This is a genomic window from Subdoligranulum sp. DSM 23681 (assembly GCF_057005535.1).
Genome location: NZ_CM168050.1, coordinates 661,773 through 685,873 on the forward strand (window position 1 = coordinate 661,773; position 24,101 = coordinate 685,873).

Here is a 24,101-nt window from a genome sequence, read left to right on the forward strand (position 1 = left end):
ACTGACTGCGCGGGAAAACATATGGGTATATGTCGGGGAAACCTATTATAGAAAAACAGCACAGCCGTATCCGATCGATGCGGCTGTTTTGCTTTTTATTTACAAAAACATGTATAGCATATACATGTCATGTATGATATGGTGTTATCAGGAAGCGGATGCGGAGGTGGCCCTTATGAGCAAGGAAAATTTTCAGCGGATTTTCGCTTTGAAATTATATGAAGTCTTACATGAGGAAAGCGACGAGGAGCATCCCCTGTCTTTGGCGGAGCTGCGGGAATTGCTTTCCATGCGCGGGTATCCTTGTGATACCCGCACTGTGCGGACAGCTTTGAAAGCTCTGGTTGAGGGCGGATACGATATCCAACAAGAATTCCAGTACCCCAAAAACGTGTACTGTTTGTTGGGGCGGGATTTTGATATAGCAGAGCTCCAGATTCTGGCGGATGCGGTCCGGTCTGCCACCTGTATTACAGAAAAGAAAACCCGTCAGCTGGTGGATAAGTTAGCACGTTTGGCCGGACGGCACTGTGCAGAAGTATTGGAACACAAGCATCGGGTATACAGTGTTCAGAAGTCAGGCAACGAAAACATTTTCCGCTACACCGACCAACTGCACCAGGCCATACAAACAAACCATCAGGTATCCTTTTTGTATCTGCGCAATCGACAGCTCCGCCGCGAGGAAGACGGCGTCCCAAAGCGGTATCTGGTAAGTCCGGTGGGGACTGTTTTCAACGATGGATTTTATTATCTGGTTGGTGAATCGGAGGATCACCCCGATGTGCTGGTCAGCTACCGAGTAGACAGAATGCAAAAGCTGGAAATTTCGCCCTTATCCCGCACCTTAACGGATGTCGGCCGCCATTTCAGCAAAGACCAATATCAAAAACGGGTATTTTCGATGTATACCGGACAGCCAACCCGTGTTACGCTTCAAATTATTCCAGAATGGATTGATGCTGTTACGGACGCCTTTGGCCCGGTGGTACCGAAAAATCCGGAGCCGGATGGTTGGTACCTAGTTCCTGTGGAAGTGGACATCAGTCCCACGTTTTTTGCCTGGTGCTGTCACTTTACTCATGGCTTCAAAATTGCTGCACCAGACAATGTTGTTCAGCAGATGAAGGAACATGTCAGGCAAATAGCTGACATGTATGCTGAATAAGCCTACTACTATTTGTGTGGGTGCAGTTTACTGACAGTTCTTGATGTGGTATAATCGACGAAGAATTCAACGTCGCCCACTGTGCGTTGTAGCTCCCCGACAGTTCTTGGTATGGTATAATGCCGCCGTCGATGCTGCCGCTGGTTTTGGAGTTGTAGCTCCCTGACAGTTCTTGGTATGGTATAATGAATATCCTGAACAGAAGCATCCTCTTTGGGTTGTAGCTCCCCGACAGTTCTTGGTATGGTATAATCTAAAGAGACAGGAGCGTGCAAAGAATGGCAGTTGTAGCTCCCCGACAGTTCTTGGTATGGTATAATCATGGAAAACTACACTCTTTCCGACATTGCGTTGTAGCTCCCCGACAGTTCTTGGTATGGTATAATTGTATAAGGCGGTGATACAATGCGTGTAGACGTTGTAGCTCCCCGACAGTTCTTGGTATGGTATAATACGGTGCCCGTCGGATAGACAGTTTGTTTGAGTTGTAGCTCCCTGACAGTTCTTGGTATGGTATAATCGGTCGAGTGTTTACAGATGGAATATATTAGTTGTAGCTCCCCGACAGTTCTTGGTATGGTATAATAGACTGTCAAAAAAGCGCTTCAGCATCACGCTGAAGCGCTTTTTCTTGTTGCTATAAATCACAGGATTGTCAGCTGTTGGCTCTCAAACGGCTGGTCTGCATCAGACAAATGGCCTAGCAGAATTTCGATGGAAGCATACTGCTTTTCTGTAATAACCAAAAGGCGGACAGCTCCGTTATCCGGCAAATGATCATACAAACGGACACGATGTTTTTGTACGGCATCAGCGCCGTTACAGATGCGGACATATACCGAATACTGCAACATATGATACCCATCTTTCAACAAAAAATTCCGGAAAGCGGTGGCATCATGCCGCTGCTTTTTTGTTTTGACGGGCAGGTCAAAGAGAACAACCAATCGCATGAATCTATTCATACCTGTGTTGCTGCAATGGCACCAAACAGGGAAGGAACAGTTCTTTACTGCCGCTGCGCAGGCTTTGTACCTGTCGCTCCATGGCGTAGGCGACACTGTACCGCTGCTTTCCGCAGAGGATATCCATATTCAACAAGTTGAACAGACAACTTTTCAATTTGGTATCCAATGCCGCCTCCTCCCCTATCTGCGATGCCACAAACAAATCGACCACCGGACGATACGGTTCCATCATATCATCTGCCAGATTCCAGGCATTTAATGTACTGCTGTGATGCAGCCCCAGCCAAGGAATAAACCCATAGAATATGCTTTTCATCACAGAGAAAAACGGTTATCCCATTTTTCGCCAATGCAGAAAGGGCTGCTGTCGTCACGGTACATTGACGGCTTTCGATCAACAGGGAGAGCAGATCCTCCAAGGGAAAGCTGACATTGGTTTCCCCTTGAATAATCACCTGCTCCCGCTGGCAGCTGATCCGGCAAGGTGTCGTGATCATCACATTCCGGTAGGCCATAAGATCACCGCCTTATCGAAAAGATCGACGCTCTTCTTTTTTCACCTCTCTTACATTGCCAAGAATATCCACTTCATATTTTTTCAGACAATTCAGTGTTTTAACTCCCAAACTAGATAATATATAGGCACTATCATGACTGCATACAGTCACGGAACCAGCGGCTATATTCATTCCCGTATAATAGCACAATGTCTCTTTTGTTTCCCATCTGGACGGCAAGGTACTCTCCTTATTGGAAATCGAGAATATAAGCCCTTTTTTGTGTTCTACCTTGATTAAGTCATCCGCATACAGCGAGAACAAGAAGTTCTTTTCCTCCATCACCTTCCATGCAGAGAACTCCTTATGTGCCACCACAGCCCTGTTGGGCAGTTCTTTCTTTTTGGTGTCGGAAACGTAAATGGGAACCATGTAATACCCGTCCCCCGGGACAAAGAACACATCCACGCGCACCATGCTGTCGTTATCGGCCGCACCATTTCCGCCATGAACCGGCACACACAGACTGGCCTTTTCGCACAGCTTGACCTTGCGCACCAGCGGCCCCGGCGTGCCGTCCGATTTTGGCTTGTAAAACGGTTCTGTGAAGGCTTTCTTGCCATCCCCGCCAAATTCCAGCAACCGGGCGCGAAGCGCCTCATACAACAGCTTGTCGCTGGACGGCTGATAGTACCCTTCGATCTCGCCGGTCTTTTTATTCAATTTCAAATCCGTCAGAGGATGTTTGACTATCAGGAGACCATCCTGCAGGGCTTTCGGGCTTTTGATGGTTTCCTTGTGGGCCGCCCCGGTCACCTTATGCTGCGGCATACGCGACACAAAAACAGGCCGGATCGATTCCACATCAAAATTGGAATAAAACACCGGATTCCACTGCATCAGATTTTCCTGTGGTTTCTGGCTCAAACGCTGGATCAGTTCATCCCGGAAATGCGGCCACGGGGCCGGGAAGACTTCGCCTGTACGGGTATGCACGGAATAGGTGCCATCAGAAGACTGCTGATACTCACCTTCAATGCGGTGATAATAGCCGGAGATCTGTTGCACCATGCCCCGGGTAGCGCAGGCAATGACTGCCGCATCCAGTGCGTGATGAAGGTCACCGTCTGCCCGTACTTTTGTCAGCCCCCAACGTTTGCGAAGATGGCTGGTAACCGCACCTGCCAACGCCATGACCCCCTGTTTGCCCGCAGCCGGATGATCGGCAAATGCAAGGTGATCCTGAATGTAATTCAGCAAAAAGCGAGCCATATGCTGTGTGTCTTGCAGATTGCGCTGCTTGAAACCGTTTTGTTCTTCTTCGCTCAATGTTTCCCGCAGCAGATTTTTCTGTTTGCGATAGTTGCGGACCTGCGACTTCGTCCACACAATAAATTTTTCGCGCCGCTCTCCCTGAAGATATTGCAGCGGCAGCCGATTTCCCTTCTGATGGTTTTCCGCCGCCATCACCAGCACTTTGTTGCTGCGGGAATCATCAAAACTGATGCTGTACGGCACAATATGATCCACCTCAGCATAGCCGGTTTCAAACAGCCGTTCCGCCGCAATGCTTTGCTGAGAATAGGCACAGATCCCATCCTGCTCTTTCCACAGACGGTACTTGATCAAATCCTGTCCCGTAGGGTTCAGTTTGTGGAAGGTATCCCGGATCTCCTGCATCAGGCATTCATTCTGTCTGGCGTTGTCTTCCATGGATTTCTGGTCCCTGCGCCGCTCCTCAAACGTACGGTTCAGTTCCCGGGCCAGTTCAATATGAATCCACACAGGCGGCTGCCCCATTTCGCGGATGATGGCATTGACCAGTTTGATGGTCTGCGACACTGCACGGCGCACCACCGGGCTGGTGATGTCTTTCAGCTCCGGAGCCGAAGCCGGCAGCTTAGGCGTTTTTTTGATATTGCTATGACCGCGAAAATCCAATCCGGCCTTGCTGCATGCCTGATCATACTTCAGCCCCTGCAGCAGCCACGGCTCCAGCATCTGACAAGCCTTCAGGGAAATATGCCCCACACCGGAAAAATCCAGGCCGAGAACGGCTTCCACCTGTTCCGCGGTCAGACCTTTTTCTTCCAGCAGTTTTTTCCGGACGCCTTCATCCCGGTGAGATGCCAGAATGGTAATCACATCATCCCACAAGGGAAGCTCTGCCTGCCGCGTGCCCAGAGCCTTGCGCAGAGCATGATATCCCTTCATGGGCGGGAGTTTGCACTTTTTTTCTGCTGCTTCCGGTGCGGTATCCACATCATACCGCACATCGGCAAACCGGATGGTCTGCGGCCATTGCAGTTCTTTGCGAATCAGGGTATACGGCACAGTCTCCACACGATACGCCAGGTCCATTATTTTCTGACGTTCTTCATCCGAAAGTGCCCGGGTCTGACCGGATTCCACGATCCGGATGTTATTGATCTTTTGCAGTAAAGTAAAACGCTCAAAGCTGTATGTGTTTTTGAACGCACGTTTTTCTTCCGGCAGCAAAGTACAAGGGCCAACCCGTTCCGCCCAGCCGCCCTTGTATGGGCTGTTCCCGCCGGGGCCCTGATCAAAGGAGCGCTGACGCAAAAGAATGGACAGGTACTCCGCTTCCAGTTCCGGCGTTGCCCAGTCCCGGCCTTTTTCGCGCTGCGCCGCAAAGAGCAGCTGCGCTTCATTGGCAATTTCTTCCCGACTGACTGTGGAAAGATAATTTTCCCCCTTGTTGCGCTTGCACGCTGCAAAAAGCGGGTCTTTATACAGCATCTCGCCAACAGTCCTATAGCCATTTTCCTGCATGCGCAGTTGATTTTGTGTTACCGCCTGGAGAAGTGCTCCGTCTTTTTTCGACTTACCTGCCAGACGGTTGCTTTTGAATCCACGCCGCTGCATCAGATGCAGCAGAATGCGCGCAAATTCCTGCGGTGTCACCGCCTCGTCCAAGGCCCTGGTGCGCAGCGCGTAAATATCCTCCAAACCGCCTGCCGCAAACAGCCGGGAGAGTTCTTCCTTGTCCGGCAGATGATTTTTTTCCAGAAGCTGATAGAAATCCTGTTTGCGCAAAGCTCTGCGGCGCAAACGCCGACGCATGCCGCGGGCCTCCCGTCTTGGTGCAGCCAGACTTTCTCCTGTCTTCGGCTGCTCTGCGCGCTTGAACACACGGCTCCCCAGACGAATCAAGCCACAGGGCTGCGCTTTTTCATCCAGGGCAACAGTGGCCCATCCAATCGAAGCAACACCAATATCCAGTCCGATTCCATAAGGCCATTGCATTCGTCTCAACCTCCTATTGCGTATAAAAAAAGATGACGCCCTGCAAGCAGGGCGTCAGAGCTTTACGGTATACTACCTTATTGTAGCAACCATGACAGTTCTTGGTATGGTATAAGAACTGTGTACAGTATAGCAAAATTTCGCCCCGTTGTAAAGATGTGCATTTTATTAAACTGATGCTGAAATCATGATATCATGCGGCCCGGGCAATTGCTATACCCATTTTGGAATACCAACGTTCCTCGATTTTTCGGCCGGACAATTGGTCCGTTCCTGGCACTTGCAATTTGCCAGGTGAATAAGGCTCCGCCCTATTTTACACGCCAGACGCAGGCGGCAGAAAACAAACAAAAATCAGGGGCCGATGATAGTGAATTTGAGCCGGCCAAAAGAAATCCCCCCTCCCCTGGAGGTCGGTGGAAAACCGTTTGCATTTTCCATGATTCATGACCGGAACGGCCCTTGCGCTTATCTGATTTTTTCCGCCTTTTTTAACGCTTTCCCGTATTGGTTCTTTACACCGTTTTCCGTTTCTTGTTCGTACAGCTTGGTGACTTGTTCAAACAGCGGTCCCCTTGCATATTGCGGGATTATCACAATGCGGGATAAGGCATAAGCGCTTGCCCATCGGATCACCGTTCCATCCTGGTGCGCATTCTGCAACAAAGCGGTTATGGCACGGTCAAGTTTGGCCGGAAAAGTAGCCGCAAGATTTCCAACAATTCGGGAAGCTTCCCTTTTGCAGGAAGGATCCGAAGACAAAATATATCTTTCTGCCAGAGTCAGGTAATCCTCTCCCAGGGAAACCTCTTTGGAACGGCTAACTTCTTCAATGGCTTCCAGTAAAAGGGAAATGTTTTTCTCAGGCAAAAGTGAACAGGCCGCAGAAACTGCGGAAAAATCGAGGCTTCCGTTGACGATGCCTTCAACGATAAGCTTCCTCTTTTCCAGCCGCTTCACGGATTTGTCGTCGATGATTTGTTTGATTGTCATGGTTGTTTTCTCATGTAAATCAAAATACAAAGAAAGTATGATCGTTTTTGTTGAATGCCTTTCCGGGTGAGCTGCGCTGATCGGGGAGCACACATCGGTGCCGAGCCGGATTTTCTTTATTGGGATTGATGCTGGCTGCAGATGGCCTAAAAGACATATACCATCTCTATCATCCTGCATACACTGCCCAGCACATGCTTATCATAGCGATTCACTTCACCAAATCCCGCTTTCTGATAACAGCGGATTGCTCTTTTGTTGAAATCCCTCACTTCCAAATACAGGGCTTTGATTTTTCTCTGTCTCGTGTATGCCAGGATCTGCCCCACAATGTCCGCGCCCTTGCCTTTGCCGCAGAATTCCGGCAGAAGCCCCAGACCAAGGAAATATTTTCCGTCAGGTTGGGTCTTAAACAGTCTAAAATAAGCCACAATCTCATTTGCATAACAAATAATGCGAAATTCTTGCTTTCGCCTTTCCGGGAGGGTAATAGCCCATTTGCCTTCTTCCATGGCATCCCAGGCCGGAAAATTGTACACATCATAAGGAGAGGGATACTTCCATTCTGCGATTTCCTTGGCTTGCTGCAAGCTCATATTTTCCACATGGTACATGTCCACTTCACCACACTTTTTCTCCGCCAAGCAAGATTGCATTTGGTTTTCTTCCCATTCAAATCTTGCCGGCAGCTTTTCAAGATTGAACATACCACAAATTCCAGCGTTCATCAACGGATATTTGCAGCATACATTTAGATAACCAACATTTTTTTGCAAACCGGCATCAGGAGCCACAGACAGGCCAAAAACACGCGGATGCGTCCTTCCGGATACACCCGCGTGTTTCTTATTCTTGTTTATATCCGGACACTGCCGATTTGCTTTTACAGCAGGTGGACGTTTTCTTTTTCAAAGGCGACCCAGGCGCTGTCGCCCACGTTGTAGATCTTCTTGTTCTTGGGGTTGAAATCGGTGATCTTCACCATGGTGCTGCCCACCATCACATGATAGTTCTGGTAAGCTCCCATGAAGCAGGACATAATGACCTTGCAGGGAAGCTGCCCCTGTTCGGCCAGAACAGCAGACTCCGGCCGGAGCACCAGGGTGCACTCCTTCCCCTCTTCCAGGCCAGAGGCCCCCACCACATTCACAGGGTTGCCTTCCACCGTCACAACAGCGGAATCCCCCTGTTTGCCGGACAGAGGCCCCCGCAGGAAGTTGGCCTCGCCGATGAAGTCTGCCACAAACTCGTTGGCAGGATGGTAGTAGACCTCCTGCGGTGTGCCGATCTGCGTGACAACGCCTTTTTCCATAATAATGATCTTGTCGGACAGGGCCATGGCCTCGGACTGGTCATGGGTCACATAAATGGCGGTGATCCCGGCCTCCTGCTGGATGCGGCGGATCTCGGTGCGCATGGACACACGAAGTTTGGCATCCAGGTTGGAAAGAGGCTCGTCAAACAGAAGCACGCCCGGTTCCAGAACCAGGGCACGGGCCAGGGCCACACGCTGCTGCTGGCCGCCGGAGAGCTGGTTGGTCATTCGCCCTTCCATCCCTTCCAGACCCACCAGTTTCAGAATATTGGTGACCTTCTCCTGGATGGTGTGCTTGTCCAGTTTGCGCAGCTTCAGGCCATAGGCCACATTGTCGAAGATATTGTAGTGGGGCAGCAAGGCATAACTCTGGAACACCATGGCGGTGTCCCGCTTATTGGGGGTCAGCGCATTGATGGGCTCTCCGCCCAGGTAGATCTCCCCTTCGTCGGGGCTTTCAAAGCCGGCGATCATCCGCAGGGTCGTGGTCTTGCCGCAGCCGGAGGGGCCCAGCAGCGTCACAAACGAACCGGGCTCGATTTCCAGGTCGGCGTCCTTGACGGCGTAAAAATCCTTTCCGGTTTTGGGGTCCTTATAAATCTTGGAAATATGTTCCAGGCGTACGCCCTTTTTTTCTTTGGCCATTTCACTCTACCTCCTTGAGCTTGTGGCTGGTACCGAAATATTTGATGACCAGATTCATCAAGAGAACGGAGCCATAGGTAATGATGATCAGGATCGTGGCGAAGGCACAGGCAATGCCATAGGAGCCCTTCTCCGCGAATTCGTTGATCTGCACGGTGATGAGCAGGAACTGCGGTGTGACCAGCAGGATGATGGCGGAAATGGCGGTGATGCTGCGCACAAAAGCCGTGACCAGACCGCTGAGGAAGGAGTCCTTGATCAGCGGCAGCGTGACCGTCATGAACACCTGGAAACTGTCGGCGCCCATATCGTATGCGGATTCCTCAATGCTCTTATCGATCTGCCGCAGGGCAGAGATGCCGCTGCGGGTGCCGGTGGGCAGGGAACGCACGATAAAGACGATGATCAGGATGGCGGCGCTGCCATAGATGCCGGACAGGAAACCGGTACCGAACACACCGTTTACAAAGCCCCGGATATAGCCCACGCCCAGGACGGTGCCGGGAACAGCCATGGCCAGCATGGAGACGAACTCGATGAAGCCTTTGGACCGGAAGTTCCGCTTGACCACCAGGTAGGAGATGATCATGCTCAGCAAGGCTGTAATGGGAGCCGAAGCCAGCGACAGCAGGAAGGAATCGCGGAACGCCTGCAGACCCTTGTATTTTTCAAAAACCCGGATGAACCACTTGGGCGTCAGGGTGAAATCGTACCCCCAGGTATTGAAGCAGGCGCCCAGGGGAACGCAGATGTACATCAGGACCACGAACAGCGCCACCAGCGAGCACAGCACGGTCAGGGGCAGGGTCACGCTCTTGTCCTCAATGAGCATGCGAGCCCGGGACGCCTTGCCGGTAAGGGTGGCAGCGGTCTTTTTCTCCAGCACATATTTCTGTACCAGATACATGAGCATGGTGATGCTCAGCAGCACCACGGCCATGGCGGCGGCACCCTGTTTGTCGTACGCGCCCGTGATCTGCAGATAGATGGTGGTGGCCAGTGTATCGTAGGAACCGCCGATGATCATGGGGTTGGCGAAGTCGGCGATGGATTCGATGAAGGTCACCAAAAACGCATTGCCAAGCCCCGGCAGGATCAGCGGCAGGGTCACGCTGGTAAATACCTTGAACCGGGAGGCACCCATATCCCGGGCGGCCTCTTCCAGGCTGGGGTCGATGTTCTTCAGAAGACCCTTGAGCATCATGTAGCAAACGGGAAAGAAGGTCAGGGTCTGTACGATGGAGATGCCCCCGAAGCCATAGACGCTGTTATCGTAGATCTTGAGCAGATAACGGGTGATGATGCCCGCCTTGCCGAACAGCATGATCATGGAAAGGGACAGCACGAAGGGCGGCGAAACCACAGGCAGCATGGAAACCACCTGGAACAGTCTGGACGTGAACTTTGTGCGGATCTTGACGTAGACTTCCACATAGGCAAACAGCAGACCGATCATGGTGGACAGGATGCCCACGGTGAACCCGACTTTCAGGGTGTTGGTGATCGCCTTGCGGAAGCTGGGCATCTGGAAAATCCGCTCAAAGATAGACAGGGTGAGGCCGGTTTCCGGGCCGTAGACGCTGTCTACCAGCAGAATTGCCAGAGGGTAAAGAATAAACAGAGTCAGGAAGGCAATGAGAACGATGATGGTCGTGACCATGATGGGGTCTGCCATCAGCTTTTTCCGGTCCAATGCCGCGCTCTGACGACTGGCCATAGGGGGTTCCTCCTTTCGGAAGCAAACTATAAGGGGATGGAGAATTTCTCCATCCCCCGAAGGTGTTTGTCGGCGCGGTTATTCTGTTTCGAAACGATCGTCGCCGCCGCCCAGGGCGTTCATGACCTCTTCCACATAGGTGGTGGTGTTCTGCTTGGCGTCCTCAAAGTCATAATCCATGACGTTTTCGGGGTCCAGGCCGAACTCACTGGCAATGGCGGGCTGCGTGGCGTTGTCGATGACCAGGAACTGGTAGGAACCGTTGTCCTGGGCCAGATTGACGCAATCGGGGCTCAGAGCGTACTCAATCCACAGCTTGGCGGCGTTTTCGTGCTGGGCGCCCTTGAAGATGGCGGTGGCACCGATCTCATAAGAAGTGCCGCTGGAGGGGATGATCAGTTCAATGTTGCCGTAACCGTTGTCCACGATCTGGGTAATGCCGTCGTGCAGGAAGCCGATGCCGATGACGCATTCACCGGTGCCCACGTTCTTGGAGGGGCCGGAGCCGGACTTGGTGTACACCTGCACGTTCTTGTCCAGATCCACCAGGTACTGGATGCCTTCATCATGGCCGTACTTCTGGATCATGGTATTGATGACCAGCTTGGCGGTGCCGGCGGTGTTGTAGTTGGAGGTCCAGATCAAGCCCTGGTATTCAGGCTTGAGCAGGTCGGGCCAGTCCTTGGGAGCTTCCAGGTTCATCCGTTCCAGCTCGTCCTTGTTGACCATAAAGCCCAGGATGCCTTTATAGATGCCGTACCAGTTGCCGTCGGCGTCACGGTAGGCGTCGCTCATCAGATGGGAGGCATTCTGCGCCTCGTAGGGCATCAGCAGGCCTTCCGCGGCACAGACGTTGTAGGGATCGGTGGTGCCGCCGAACCAGACATCGGCAGAGGGATTGCCGTTTTCTTCTTCGATCTTGCTCTGCACCTCACCGGTGGACAGACGCTGATACTGGACATCGATGCCGTACAATTTTTCAAAGTTTTCGCAGGCCACGGCCAGGTATTCTTCCTCACAGGAGCCGTAGACGATCAGTTCACCTTCGGCCTGGGCCGCGGCGATGAGTTCGTCCATGGCGGAACCGGTCTCGGCAGTACCCGTCTCCGCGGTGGTGGCAGAGTCGGTGGCAGCCTGGGAGTCACCGGTATCGGAAGATGTACCGGAACCGCCGCAGGCCGCCAGGCTCAGGACCATCGCAGAAGCAAGCAACAGGGATGTAAGCTTTTTCATGTATTCGTACCTCCTCTGGTAGAATCTTTGAGAAAAGTATATAATTTGCGCAATCATTTGTCAACAACTATGATTAAAAATGTACAAATCGCGATATTGTGACGAAGTGTGTTTTCCGTTATCCGGTATGGAATCCTGTTTGATACCATGTACTGCCGCAGATGCCTCCGGCAAAGGATGTTTCTCACTGCCTTTTGGGGCATACCGGGCCCCCGACTGCGCCGCTTGTTCTCCGGCAGGTGCGGATCCCGACGGGCTTTTCCCCTTGCCAAGGGCGGATTTTTTTTGTAAGATGGAATCGGATATTTTTCGCAAAGAGAGGATAGGAAAAATGACAAAGGAAACGATGCAGGAACCGGCCCGTCAGGCTTTCCTGGTAGATACGCTGCAGAAACTGCTGGGGCAGGACAGCCCCACCGGCTTTACCGAAAAGGTTGTGACGGTGGCCGAGGGCATTGCCCGGGAACTGGGTTTTGCCACCCGGCGCACCAACAAGGGCAACCTGGTGGTGACGGTGCCCGGTCGGGAGGCCGGCCGCAAGGTGGGACTGTGCGCCCATGTGGACACCCTGGGCCTGATGGTGCGCTCGGTCACCGCCGACGGCATGCTGATGGTCACCAAGGTGGGCGGCCCGCTGCTGCCCACCCTGGACGGCGAATATTGCCGCATCTACACCCGCGAAGGCAAGGTATATACCGGCACAGTGCTCAGCCTTTCGCCTTCGGTCCATGTGCAGGATGACGCTGCCACCCGCCCCCGGGACGAGAAAAACATGGCCGTGCGCATTGATGAGAAGGTACACAGCAAGGAGGACGTTCTGGCCCTGGGCATTGCCGCCGGTGACTACGTCTGCTACGACCCCAAGACCACCGTCACCGAAAGCGGATTTGTCAAGTCCCGCTTTCTGGACGACAAAGCCAGTGCCGCCTGCCTGCTGACCCTGCTGTGGCAGATGCGTGAAACCGGCGTCCGCCCCCGGTTCGAGACCTATTTCACCTTCACCGTTCATGAGGAAGTGGGCCACGGCGGCGCCACCCTGCCCACGGTGGACGAATTGCTGGCGGTGGACATGGGCTGCATCGGCGAGGACCTGAGCTGCACTGAGTATCAGGTCTCCATCTGCGCCAAGGACAACCGCGGCCCCTACGACTATGGCATGGTCAGCCGGCTGGTGCAGCTGGCCAAAGAGCAGGGCGTGGACTACGCGGTGGACATCTACCCCCACTACGGTTCGGACGTGGGCGCCGCCTGGCGTGCCGGCATGGATTGTCGGGCTGCCCTCATCGGCCCGGGGGTGCATGCCTCCCACGGCATGGAGCGCACCCATCTGGATGGCCTGAACGCCACCATGCACTTGGCGGCACTTTACCTGGAACTGGCCTGATTTCTGCCAACGGGAACCGCCGTTGTACCCAAGGAAATTGCCGGCGGTGCGGCCCGCAGTACGCGCTGCGCATGGAGAGGAGAGAAAGTCCATGATTGCCATCACCGAAGATGATTTTCAGGCAAATCTGGATAAGATGCTGGCAGCGGCGATCCTATCCCACGAGGTCCTGAAGGTCACCACGGAAAACGGAAACGTCCTGGTGATGAACCAGCAAGACTTTGAAGACAGCACGGCGGCACTCCGGTGCCCGGAAGACGCCGGACTGAGAAGCAAACTTCTGGAAAGGCTGCACACCCCGCTTGACGCATGCCTGCCGGAAGAGGATGTGGATTGGTAAGGACCGCGGGCGCCGGTGCAAGAGAGGACCATGCAGGATCAGACCGGGCTCTGCCTGCGAGAGACAGAAAAAAAGAGGCTTTCCTCCGTACAGAGGAAAGCCTCTTTTTTTGGCACCGGATCACTGCAGGAAAAACCGCAGCATCTTGTCTTTCTGTTTGGTGTAAGGCTGGTAGCGCACCGGCATATCCAGCCAGGTCTTTTTGTCCACAATGCTGCGCAGGTGGCTGAAGGCTTCAAACCCGGCCTTGCCGTGGTAGCCGCCCATGCCGCTCTCCCCTACGCCGCCGAAGGGCATTTCGCTGGTGGCCAGATGGATGATCACATCGTTCAGGCAGCCGCCGCCGAAATGGCAGCGGTCCAGCACCTTGCGCTGCACGGCCTTGTCCTCACTGAAGAGGTAGAGGGCCAGCGGATGGGGCTGGGACTCGATATCCGCCAGCGCGGCGTCCAGGTCGGTGTAGGTCAGGACCGGCAGGATGGGTCCGAAGATTTCCTCGCCCATGACGGCATCCTCCCGGGTCACGTCCTTCATGACGGTGGGGGCAATGCGCTGGGTCTTTTCGTCCCCGGTGCCGCCGCAGACCACCTTGGCTGGGTCGATCAGGCCCATCAGACGGCGGTAGTGTTTTTCGTTGATGATCTTGCCGTAGTCCTCATTGGCCATGGGGTCGGCACCGAACTGAGCGGTGATCTCCTTCTGAATGGCGTCGATGAGCTCGTCACGAATGGAGGCATCGCAGAGGATGTAGTCCGGGGCCACGCAGGTCTGCCCGCAGTTCAGGTACTTGCCGAAGACGATGCGCTTGGCGGCCAGACCGATCTTGGCGGACTTTTCCACAATGCAGGGGCTCTTGCCGCCCAGTTCCAGCACGGCGGGGGTCAGGTACTCAGCGGCGCAGCGCAGCACCTCCTTGCCCACAGCCTTGCTGCCGGTAAAGAAGATCATGTCAAACTTCTGGTGCAGCAGAGCCTGGTTTTCGACACGGCCGCCGGTGACGACGCAGACATGTTCCGGCGGGAAGCACTCCTCCACGATCTGCTGCAGCACCGCACCGGTGGCCGGGGCATAGGCGCTGGGCTTGACGATGGCGGTGTTGCCCGCGGCGATGGCGTCGATCAGCGGGTCCAGGGTCAGCAGAACCGGGTAATTCCACGGGCTCATGATGAGCACATTGCCGTAGGGAGAGGGAGAGCGGAAGCTGCTGGCCGCAAACTGGGACAGCGGCGTGGACACCCGGCGGTTCCGCATCAGGCGGCGGACATGGCGGATCATCCAGGTAGCTTCGGACAGGGTCAGTCCGGTCTCGCACATATAGCTTTCGGTGGCGGACTTGCCCAGGTCGGCCTTGAGGGCGCGGGCCAGATCCGCCTCATGGCTTTGCAGGGAGGCCTTGAGCTTTTTCAGCGCCGTGATGCGGGCTTCGGCGGGCAGGGTATATCCGGCAGCAAAATACTCACGCTGCCGTTTGAGAATGGCTTGAATCTCCAGTTCCGTCATGGGTGGAAACCTCCTGAACTTGTTTGTACATATCTTCCAGCTTGTCGGGGCCCCACAGAACCGGAACCGGGTACAGCGGGTTGGCCTCGTGGTCGGCATAGCGGGCCAGCTGGGGGATGTCCTCGGTGCGGATACCGGGGAGGGTCTCGGGGATGTCCATTGCGGCGTTCATGGCGTCGATGTAGGCAATGAATTCCTTGGCGGCCGCCTCATCGCTGGTATCCTGGCTGACGCCGGAAGCCCGGGCCAGTTCGGCCAGCTTTTTCCAGGCGGCGCTGCCGTAGGCTTTCAGCACGATGGGCAGCAGCACGCTGTTGGCCAGACCGTGGGCAATGCCGTACCGGCCGCCCAGGCTGTGGGCCACGGCATGGACATACCCCACATAACTCTTGGTGAAGGCAGTACCGGCCAGGTAGGCAGCGCGCAGCATGTTGGCCCGGGCTTCCCGGTTATGGCCGTTGTAGTAGGCCTCCGGCAGGTTGTTGAAGATGAGCTGCACGGCCTCGATGGCGGCGGCCCGGGTGCCCTTGGTGGTGGAGCGGCCAATGTAGGCTTCCACTGCGTGGGTCAGCGCATCCATGCCGGTGGTGGCGGTCAGCTGCCGGGGCAGGTTGAGGGTCACGTCTGGATCGAGGACTGCATAATGGGGGATCAGCGAGAAATCGTTGATGGGGTATTTGTGGTGGATCTTCTCGTCGGTGATGACGGCGGCCAGGGTGGTCTCGCTGCCGGTGCCGGCGGTGGTGGGCACTGCGATGAGCAGCGGCAGACGGTGCATCACATGAAGCAGGCCTTCCATCTTGTCCAGAGACTTACGGGGCCGCACAATGCGGGCCCCCACCGCCTTGGCGCAGTCCATGGAGGAACCGCCGCCGAAGGCGATCAGCCCCTGGCAGCCCTGTTCCAGGTAGAGGGCGCGGGCTTCCTCCACATTGGCCACGGTGGGGTTGGCCACGGTGCGGTCATAGACCACGCAGCGGATGTGCTGGGCCTTGAGGGTCTCCTCCAGACGGGCGGTGAGACCCAGGCCGTGGACCCCGGCATCAGTGACCAGCATGACGCAGTCAATGCCGTGCTCCCGCAGCACGGCGGGAACGCCGCTGACCCCCTCGATCAGTTTGGGTTCACGGTAGGGCAAAAAAGGCAGGGCAATGCGCATGCCAAGCTGAAAAACGCGGCAATAAATCTTCTTGAAAACGTTCATTTTTCTCATCCTTTCCCACTATGGACGCTATGATAAAGGATAAGACAAAAAGCAAGACAATGTCAAGTAAAACTTTAGGTAAATATTTTTCGAAAACTGTCAAAATTGACGAAGTACCGTGCAGCGGCTTTTCTCATAGCCGGAACAGGGCAGACAGGCCGCTGCACTGCCGCACGAAAGATCCCCCCTGCAAAAAAGCTCCCCCGGACTTTGCGGAGGAGCTTTGTGCATCATGAGAAAAATCAGGCCTGAGGCAGGGGGAAAGTACTGCCGCCGTGGGGCATCAGGGTGGTCTCCACCCCGGCCAGACTGCCGCCGTTTTCCTGTGCGGCCAGCGCCAGGGCCTCGTCCAGCGTGCGGGCCACCCGGATGCCGGTGTGAACGAACCGTTCACCGGGAATGTCCGTGACCAGAATCATGTGGTAGTTTTCCGCTGTTTCGGCGAAGAGGAAGCCCACGAAGCCGCCGATGGAGAAGTTGGCGCGCAACGCCTTCTCCCGGGCTTCCATGCTGTCATAGTTGCAGATCTGGGCTTCGCAGTCGGGATCGCCGAAGCCCTCCCGGCACTGGGACAGCAGGATCATGGTACCGCCGGGTGCCACCGCCGCCAGAGCGTTGGAGAGGGTCTTGGAAGTCTGATACAGGTTGATGTCCTTGGGATAACCGCCCGCACTGGCGATCACCAGCGGTGTACGGCGGGGAATGGGCACGCCGTCCAGCTGCTCCACCGCCTTGGCGGCCGCCGCGTGGGCCTTGCGCCAGTCACCGGCAAAGGCACCCACGATCTGGTAGTTGTCGTCCACGATGACGTTGAGCAGGTAGGCGGGCTTGGCAAACGCGGCACATTCCATCAGGTCACTGTGGAAGGGGTTGTCCTCCGACATATTGCCGTTGCAAACCCGGGGATTGGAACCGCTGCCCAGGCCCTTGTTCAGGGCGTTGTTGTGGTTGGTGTTGATGGTCTCCCGGCCTGCAATGCCGGGGACGATGGATTTGCGGCCGCCGCCGAAACCGGCCAGGAAGTGGTAGACCACACCGCCGGTGAGGATGATCTTGTCACAGGACATGGCGTAGCTGTCCAGCCACACCGGCGTGCCCCGGCTGGTGGTGCCCATGTAGGTCAGGTGCTCCTTGTCGTCGCACTGATGGTCGATGAACCGGATGCGGCGGTAAAGGTCCTCCCCTACCAGCGAGATGTGTTCTTCCTCCGTCTGCCTGCGGTGGGTGCCGGTGGCGCAGAGGATGAGAATGTCCTTGTCGGGAATGCCGGCCCGATTGAGCCGCTCCACCAGGATGGGCAGATAGGCGCTGGGCTGCTGCCAGCGGCGGGTGGTGTCGGAGATGAGGATGCACACCGTCTCCCCCGGCCGTACGGCCTCCTCAATGGGACCCGCACCGATGGGATGGTCCAGGGCATATTCGATATGCTCCCGCACCGTGCGCTTGGGAAAATCCACCGTGTTGGCGTGAACTTCCGCCACCACCTGGCTGGGGTCCAGGGACACAGCAAATTCGGTATCGCTGTATTTCATCTTTTCCATATATCGTCGCCTTCTCTGATTGTGGTATCTGAGATCGCTGTCAAAAGATACAGGTATACTCATGATGGTAGCACTTTGCACCCCAAAAATCAAGAAAGGCGGGCCCCTGCCATGGATGCGTCTGCAGCCGTCCCGTATCCCCAATGTCCCACCCCCCCTGTTTTCAAATCATTCTGACGGCATCACGGAAAATTGCCTGTTATGGTACTTGTTGACTGATACGGGTTTTCTGCGATACACTATTATTATATGGAATTTCTGTTTCACCATTGCCCGAGACAAGAAAGAGGGTCGCATACGATGGATATGATCAAGGCAAGCCGGTTTCTCTGTCTGGTGCTCCGGCACAAACCGGAGACGGCCGGCATCCGTCTGGACGAACACGGCTGGGCCAACGTGGAGGAGCTGCTGGCCGGCGTGGCCCCCCGGTATCCCCTGACTAGAGAACAGCTGGAAGAGATCGTGCGAACCGACGACAAACAGCGGTATTCCTTCAGCGAGGACAAAACGATGATCCGGGCCAACCAGGGACACTCCATCCCCGTGGACGTGGAGCTGGAGCGGGTACAGCCGCCGGAATTTCTGTGGCACGGCACCGGAGAAAAGTACACCGATTCCATCGATGTCCAGGGGCTGCTTCCCAAAAGCCGGCTGTATGTACATCTTTCGGGGGACGAGGAAACGGCTGTGGCCGTGGGACGGCGGCACGGGAAACCGGTGGTGTACCGGGTGGCCGCCGCGCGGATGGCCGAAGACGGTTTTGCCATCTACCGGTCCAAAAACGGTATCTGGCTGACAAAACGGGTGCCGCCGGAATATCTGGAAAAGCAGACACAGCCGTAACCCCCTGCCGGTCCTGTGCCGCATAAAAATAGCAGCCGCTCTTCTGGATGCGGCTGCTTTTTTCTTCCGGTTCTGTTCCGGCCGGTACGGATTCATTCTTCGGCGTCGGGCGCCTGCCCGTCATGGGCCTTCCACAGGCATTCGGTCATAGCCATATGGGTGAAGGTGGCGGTGAAGGAAGAGTCCTCGGGGCTGCAGGCGTACAGGCCGAAGCGGATGGAGCCACCGCCTTCCAGCAAATGGCAGATGCGCATCTGGCGGAACGTCACCCCGTCTTCCGAGCATTCCAGACAGAAATCGTCCTGCCGGCGGCTCAGCCGGTACCACATGGAGCGGACGCCGGCATCGATCTCGGTGGTGGCCCAGTCCGACCAGCCGTGGTTGGTCACCACGCTGCCCAGATGCTGAAATTTCTCGTTCTCATATTCGATGGAGGCCTTGAGCCAGTTTTCGCTGTCCAGATACACCACCACACCGCACTGGTCAAAGCGATGGTGGCTGTCGAACTCGGTTTTCACCACAAAGGAGAAAAACTTTTCCGTCGTTTCCATCTGCAGCACCGGTGCGCTGTCGTTGCGGAAATGGTAGTAGGTCCGCTGCCACAGATCTGTGTGGGGCCGGGTGGTGATCCGGATCTTCTGGGGTTCAATGGTATACTCGGCCGGTTCCCGGGTCCAGCGGAGCAGGGATGTGTCAAACATGGGGATACGCCTCCTCAGAATTTTTAGGAAGGGACAGCAAGCGGCCTGTCTCAACATGCAAGTGAATCCTGCCCGGGGTGGGGCATCGATGACCTTGTCCGATGAACCGCCTTGCCTGTACAGCATGTTCCCGGCATACGCAGGGCGCCCGGAGCCAAGGGATGGATCCTCGCAGAAAAGCCTTCCTTTATGCTTCCTATGATATACCCATGACCGGCAAAACACAACAAGCAGTCAGATTCCATCAGCGTCCGGCCCGCCGGCCGGTGTTTTGGGAACCGCGGATCTCTTCATGGTAAAAATAATCCACGATCACAGGATGACCCGGAACGGCCCGTCCGTAGGGCAGTTCGTTGTCCACAAAGGGACAGTCGTTGTCCCGGGCCAGAAGGCGGGCTTCCTCTTCCAGCGCACGGAAAAAGCTGCGCTCCCGCCGGCGGTAGATGTCATCGTACAGCGGAACCAGGTGCGGGTAGCGTTCCCGGATGTAGTCCAGGATTTCCTGCTTGAATCCGCCCCGCAGGTTGAGGTTTTCCAGCCAGACCAGGTCGCACTGGTTCTTTACCCGGGCGAAGATAGACTTGAAGTCGGTGATGCCCGGAAAGACCGGAGAGATAAAACAGACGGTGCGGATGCCTGCATCATAGACCTGCTTCATGGCATCCAGACGCCGGCGGATGCTGACTGCGTGGTCCATGTCCGCCCGGAACTCTTCGTCCAGCGTGTTGATGGACCAGGAGACCGTGACCTTGCCCATCTGCCGCAGCAGATCCAGGTCCCGCACCACCAGATCGGATTTGGTGCAGATCAGTATTTCGGCGCCGCTGTCCTGCAATTGTTCCAGCAGTTTACGGGTGTTGCGGAAGATCTCCTCCTGGGGCAGGTAGCCGTCGGTGACCGAGCCGATGACCACCCGCTGGCCCCGGTATTTTTGGGGATCGCGGATGGCAGGCCAGTGCTTTACATCCAGAAAAGTTCCCCAGGGTTCGGTGTGGCCGGTAAACCGCTTCATGAAAGACGCATAGCAATACCGACAGCCGTGGGTGCATCCCACATAAGGATTGACTGAATACCCGCCCACCGGCAGACTGGATCGCGTCATGATGTTTTTGGTCTGCACATCCCGGATGAGGATGTTCTGCTGCATGATTTCTGCCATCTTTTCTGTTCCTCCTGCCCCCGGCAGAACGCCGGGACAGCTGTTGCATCATCGTTGCCTGTACTCCTCCGCAACGCCGGAGCAGACTGCCACGGCATCCCTTCCTTTTTCCTCGTTGACAGAAGGTCTTTGCCCCGATACAATTATTATACTAAGAACAGATACAGGTTCAAGTACGCAGATTTTTTTGACCTGGTACGGAAAAACTGACCGGAAAGGCAGCACGATCATGAAACCTTCCATGACCTACGAAGAATTCAGGGAAAAGGTGGGTAGGGGCATCCTGACCGAACAGGGCAACTGTCCGGTGACACCGGTTGTCCAGATGCTGCAGGGAAAATGGAAACTGCAGATCATCTACGAGCTGTGCATCCAGTCTCCTCTGCGGTTCGGACAGCTGAAAAAACTGCTCACGCCCATCACCAACACCATGCTTACCAGCGCTCTGAAGGAGCTGGAGAGCGACGGGCTGGTGCGCCGGGAACAGTTCAGCGAGATACCGCCCCGGGTAGAATATTCCCTGACCGAAAAAGGGCAGGACCTTCTGCCGGTATTTTACGCCATTGCCCAGTGGGGCCTGACCTATATCCCCTGAATGCAGAACCTATCCGCAACAAAAAAGGACGGCATGAACTGTCATGCCGTCCTTTTTCTATCTGTCCTGCTCAGTGCGCCGCCTGACCGGCCTTGTGCAGGTGCAGGCCGGTGGCAAATGTGAAATGGTCGTCCATCCAGGTACCGATGATGCCGATGGTCTTGCCCATGGTCAGAGCAGCCAGCACGGTGCCGATGCCCAGGCCCATCACATGGCCCAGGAAGAAGAAGGTCATGCCCGCCGTGACCACCAGACAGATGGCGTCAAAGGAGATCTTGATTTTGGGATAACCGATGCCGGTGATCTGAGACAGTTCCCGGGGGAAAAGGTCGGTGGGGATGATGGGCAGGCCGCAGCGGTTGGAAAGGGCGATGCCCACGCAGATAAGCAGGTAGCTCACCACAAAGTAGAGCACCTGGCAGGGCAGATTCTTGGGCAGGACATCGATCCACATCTCATGCACGTCCAGCAGTTCACCGAAGAAAAATCCCACCACAAAGCTGAACAGGTAGGACACCACGAACCGGCGGCGCAGCACCATCAGGCTGAACACCAGCGCCGCCTGGAACAGATAGGTCCAGGTGCCTAGGGTCAGGAAAGGGAGTACCTCCGAAAAAGCGTACGGCACACTGGAAATGGCCGAGATACCTGCCCCGGAGTACAGCATCAGGACGACGCCGAAGGAATTGATGATGACCGCAATGACCAGTGCGATCTCGCCGCGGAACAGCGGCAGATGCTTTGCGCTACTGTTACTATCCACAAAACAAGCCCCCAAAATTTGTTTGTTATTCCCATTCCTTTGCAGAATGAACCGTTTTTTATTGTTGTCCCTTTTCCATAAGAAGTCAATGCAGAATCTTTTGCCCCGTTGTGCCCCTTTCCTTGTCACATCTGCTCAAAGCGCATCTCCGGGGGAGAAACCCGGTGTATGTTTTCTTCTGTTTTAAGCATAAAAATACAGTACTGTTTTTAGGGACACCGGCAATCCGGCCGGAATCTGTATTTGCAGCAAATACAGTCAGACAGACAATCCAGCAAGCAAGCCTCAGGCTGTCTTTGTATAAAATACACTTTGTCAAATTTTGTTGTAATATTGGCGAATCCGAGGCGTATATTTTTCCCTCGGTTTGTACAATCCACAGAAAAAGAGCCCCGGAGGCACAAAATGGAGGAAAAGGGCTTTTCTTTTGCCTGCGGGAGGACTATAATGACACCCGAAGTACAAAGACGTACGGGATAGCTCCTGTACGTCTTTGTGCTTTTTTATTTTATATTCTCATGGATGCCGTGCCTGATGCACGGCCGGGTGGGAATGTGAGAGGAATGGTAAGACAGATGAAAAACGCAAAATCCGTGCTGGCTTTTGCCATGGCCGCCGCTATGGCAGTGACCTCCACCGGCTGCGGCGCTTCGGGCGGCAGTTCCACTGCGGCCGCCACCGGCGAAGCCGCTTCCGCCGATTCCACCGGGGCTTCGTCCTCGGCGCTGAACGTCATGCTGGAGACCCCTGTGCAGTCTCTGGACCCCCAGGTGGCCACCGACGGCACCTCCTTTGAGGTCATCGCCGACTTCACCGACGGTCTGATGCAGATGGACGCCGCCGGTGCCGCCGTGCCCGCCTGCGCTGAAAGCTACGAGGTCAGCGAGGACGGCAAGACCTACACCTTCCACATCCGGGAAGATGCCAACTGGTCCAACGGCGACCCCGTCACTGCCAACGACTTCGTCTTCGGCTGGCAGCGCGCCGTTGACCCGGCCACCGCTTCCGAATATTCCTACATGCTCAGCGACATCGGCCAGGTGGTCAACGCCGCCGACATCATCGCCGGCACCAAGGACGTTTCCGAACTGGGCGTCACCGCCGTGGACGACAAGACCCTGCAGGTCCAGCTGAACGTGCCCGTCAGCTACTTCCTGAGCCTGATGTACTTCCCCACCTTCTATCCTGTGAACCAGGAATTCTATGAGAGCTGCGCCGACACCTTCGCCACCAGCCCCGAGACCGTCCTGTCCAACGGCGCCTTCACCCTGACCAGCTATGAACCCGCCGCCACCGCTTTCACCCTGGAAAAGAACGACAGCTACTATGACGCCGACAAGGTGCAGCTGTCCGGCCTGAACTACCAGGTCATCCAGGACAGCCAGCAGGCCCTGATGAGCTACCAGACCGGCGCGCTGGACATCACCCTGGTCAACGGCGAACAGGTGGACCAGGTGAAGGATGACCCCGCTTTTGACAGCCGCGGCGCCGGTTACCTGTGGTACATCAGCCCCAACATGGGCAGTGTGCCCGAACTGGCCAACGAAAACCTGCGTCTGGCCATGACCTTCGCCCTGGATCGTGAATCCATCTGCAGCGACGTCCTGAAGGACGGCAGCGCCGCCACCTTCACCGCCGTGCCCCCGCAGTTTGCCACCGGTCCGGACGGCAGCGACTTCAGCGCCGACCAGACCAAGTATTCCGACGTTTGCACCTATGACCCCGACAAGGCCCTGAGCTACTACGAGACCGCCAAGCAGGAACTGGGTGTGGATACCTTTGAGTTTGACATGGTCGTTGACTCCGACGACGCGCCGCAGAAGGTCGCCCAGGTCGTGAAGGAACAGCTGGAGACCACCCTGCCCGGTATGACCATCAACCTGGTCATCGAACCCAAGAAGCAACGCGTGGAAGACATGCAGAACGGCAACTTTGAGCTGGGCCTGACCCGCTGGGGCCCCGACTACGCCGATCCCATGACCTACCTGAGCATGTGGACCACCGGCAACTCCAACAACTACGGTCTGTGGTCCAACGCCGACTACGATGCCATCATCGAATCCTGCACCACCGGTGATCTGTGCACCGATCCGGAAGGCCGCTGGAGCGCCATGTACGACGCCGAAAAGATTGTTCTGGACGAGGCCGTCATCTTCCCGCTGTACACCCAGTGCAACGCTGAGATGATCAGCCCCAACGTCACCGGTATCGAGTTCCACCCCGTGGCCCTCAACCGCGTGTACAAGAACGCCGTGAAAGCCGGCTGAT

General features: G+C 55.6%; 21 protein-coding genes. 6 read left to right on the plus strand and 15 right to left on the minus strand.

The window, feature by feature from the left end; genetic code table 11:
* The first annotated feature begins 175 nt into the window (after positions 1–175).
* On the plus strand, positions 176–1,168 hold the full coding sequence (locus AC127K_RS03270) for a helix-turn-helix transcriptional regulator (protein ID WP_483721554.1): 993 nt from the start codon (positions 176–178) through the stop codon (positions 1,166–1,168).
* 644 nt (positions 1,169–1,812) lie between these two features.
* Here the strand turns inward: AC127K_RS03270 and cas2 are convergent.
* The 9 genes from cas2 to AC127K_RS03315 all read right to left on the minus strand — a co-directional run bounded on the left by cas2 (position 1,813) and on the right by AC127K_RS03315 (position 11,803).
* Entirely contained in the window at positions 1,813–2,133 is a 321-nt protein-coding gene (gene cas2, locus AC127K_RS03275) for a CRISPR-associated endonuclease Cas2 (protein WP_483721555.1), read from the minus strand.
* Positions 2,126–2,368, minus strand: a complete 243-nt coding sequence (locus tag AC127K_RS03280; protein ID WP_483721556.1) for a hypothetical protein — start codon at positions 2,366–2,368, stop codon at positions 2,126–2,128. Before AC127K_RS03280 ends, cas2 begins: the two co-directional genes overlap by 8 nt.
* 1 nt (position 2,369) lies before the next feature.
* Positions 2,370–2,651, minus strand: coding sequence for a CRISPR-associated endonuclease Cas1 (locus tag AC127K_RS03285; protein WP_483721557.1), 282 nt, complete (start codon positions 2,649–2,651; stop codon positions 2,370–2,372).
* Positions 2,652–2,663: 12 nt separating this feature from the next.
* Positions 2,664–5,900 (minus strand): type II CRISPR RNA-guided endonuclease Cas9, encoded by a 3,237-nt coding sequence (cas9, locus tag AC127K_RS03290; RefSeq protein WP_483721558.1) that lies wholly within the window; start codon positions 5,898–5,900, stop codon positions 2,664–2,666.
* A gap of 468 nt (positions 5,901–6,368) precedes the next feature.
* The gene (locus AC127K_RS03295) at positions 6,369–6,893 is read right to left on the minus strand and encodes a hypothetical protein (protein ID WP_483721559.1); all 525 of its coding nucleotides are present in this window, start codon (positions 6,891–6,893) and stop codon (positions 6,369–6,371) included.
* Between the two features lie 146 nt (positions 6,894–7,039).
* Positions 7,040–7,600 carry a GNAT family N-acetyltransferase gene (locus AC127K_RS03300; protein ID WP_483721560.1) on the minus strand — a complete coding sequence of 187 codons (561 nt, stop codon included), beginning with the start codon at positions 7,598–7,600 and terminating at the stop codon, positions 7,040–7,042.
* A gap of 176 nt (positions 7,601–7,776) precedes the next feature.
* Positions 7,777–8,853 (minus strand): ABC transporter ATP-binding protein, encoded by a 1,077-nt coding sequence (locus AC127K_RS03305; protein ID WP_483721561.1) that lies wholly within the window; start codon positions 8,851–8,853, stop codon positions 7,777–7,779.
* 1 nt (position 8,854) lies between these two features.
* Positions 8,855–10,570, minus strand: coding sequence for an ABC transporter permease (locus tag AC127K_RS03310; protein ID WP_483721562.1), 1,716 nt, complete (start codon positions 10,568–10,570; stop codon positions 8,855–8,857).
* A gap of 78 nt (positions 10,571–10,648) precedes the next feature.
* A complete protein-coding gene (locus tag AC127K_RS03315) occupies positions 10,649–11,803 on the minus strand; it encodes an ABC transporter substrate-binding protein (protein ID WP_483721563.1) in 1,155 nt (384 codons plus the stop codon).
* 331 nt (positions 11,804–12,134) lie between these two features.
* Here AC127K_RS03315 and AC127K_RS03320 point away from each other — a divergent pair, with 331 nt between their 5' ends.
* Both AC127K_RS03320 and AC127K_RS03325 read left to right on the plus strand, forming a co-directional pair.
* The gene (locus tag AC127K_RS03320; protein ID WP_483721564.1) at positions 12,135–13,187 is read left to right on the plus strand and encodes a M42 family metallopeptidase; all 1,053 of its coding nucleotides are present in this window, start codon (positions 12,135–12,137) and stop codon (positions 13,185–13,187) included.
* A 91-nt stretch (positions 13,188–13,278) separates the two neighbouring features.
* Positions 13,279–13,527, plus strand: coding sequence for a hypothetical protein (locus AC127K_RS03325; protein ID WP_483721565.1), 249 nt, complete (start codon positions 13,279–13,281; stop codon positions 13,525–13,527).
* A 120-nt stretch (positions 13,528–13,647) separates the two neighbouring features.
* Here the strand turns inward: AC127K_RS03325 and AC127K_RS03330 are convergent, their stop codons facing one another.
* The 3 genes from AC127K_RS03330 to AC127K_RS03340 form a co-directional block, all read right to left on the minus strand.
* A complete protein-coding gene (locus AC127K_RS03330; RefSeq protein ID WP_483721566.1) occupies positions 13,648–15,027 on the minus strand; it encodes an aldehyde dehydrogenase in 1,380 nt (459 codons plus the stop codon).
* On the minus strand, positions 14,984–16,240 hold the full coding sequence (locus tag AC127K_RS03335; RefSeq protein ID WP_483721567.1) for an iron-containing alcohol dehydrogenase: 1,257 nt from the start codon (positions 16,238–16,240) through the stop codon (positions 14,984–14,986). Before AC127K_RS03335 ends, AC127K_RS03330 begins: the two co-directional genes overlap by 44 nt.
* 233 nt (positions 16,241–16,473) lie before the next feature.
* Positions 16,474–17,772: a lactate racemase domain-containing protein gene (locus AC127K_RS03340; protein WP_483721568.1), complete on the minus strand. Its 1,299-nt coding sequence runs from the start codon at positions 17,770–17,772 to the stop codon at positions 16,474–16,476.
* 300 nt (positions 17,773–18,072) lie between these two features.
* Between AC127K_RS03340 and AC127K_RS03345 the strand changes: the two genes are divergently transcribed.
* On the plus strand, positions 18,073–18,615 hold the full coding sequence (locus tag AC127K_RS03345) for an RNA 2'-phosphotransferase (protein ID WP_483721569.1): 543 nt from the start codon (positions 18,073–18,075) through the stop codon (positions 18,613–18,615).
* 92 nt (positions 18,616–18,707) lie between these two features.
* Here the strand turns inward: AC127K_RS03345 and AC127K_RS03350 are convergent, their stop codons facing one another.
* On the minus strand, positions 18,708–19,316 hold the full coding sequence (locus AC127K_RS03350) for a DUF1349 domain-containing protein (RefSeq protein WP_483721570.1): 609 nt from the start codon (positions 19,314–19,316) through the stop codon (positions 18,708–18,710).
* A 244-nt stretch (positions 19,317–19,560) separates the two neighbouring features.
* Positions 19,561–20,475, minus strand: coding sequence for a radical SAM mobile pair protein B (locus tag AC127K_RS03355; RefSeq protein WP_483721571.1), 915 nt, complete (start codon positions 20,473–20,475; stop codon positions 19,561–19,563).
* A 229-nt stretch (positions 20,476–20,704) separates the two neighbouring features.
* Between AC127K_RS03355 and AC127K_RS03360 the strand changes: the two genes are divergently transcribed.
* Positions 20,705–21,070 (plus strand): winged helix-turn-helix transcriptional regulator, encoded by a 366-nt coding sequence (locus AC127K_RS03360; RefSeq protein ID WP_483721572.1) that lies wholly within the window; start codon positions 20,705–20,707, stop codon positions 21,068–21,070.
* A 70-nt stretch (positions 21,071–21,140) separates the two neighbouring features.
* Here the strand turns inward: AC127K_RS03360 and AC127K_RS03365 are convergent, their stop codons facing one another.
* A complete protein-coding gene (locus AC127K_RS03365) occupies positions 21,141–21,833 on the minus strand; it encodes a DUF6198 family protein (protein WP_483721573.1) in 693 nt (230 codons plus the stop codon).
* A 575-nt stretch (positions 21,834–22,408) separates the two neighbouring features.
* Between AC127K_RS03365 and AC127K_RS03370 the strand changes: the two genes are divergently transcribed.
* Positions 22,409–24,100 (plus strand): peptide ABC transporter substrate-binding protein, encoded by a 1,692-nt coding sequence (locus AC127K_RS03370; protein ID WP_483721574.1) that lies wholly within the window; start codon positions 22,409–22,411, stop codon positions 24,098–24,100.
* Position 24,101 lies beyond the last annotated feature (1 nt).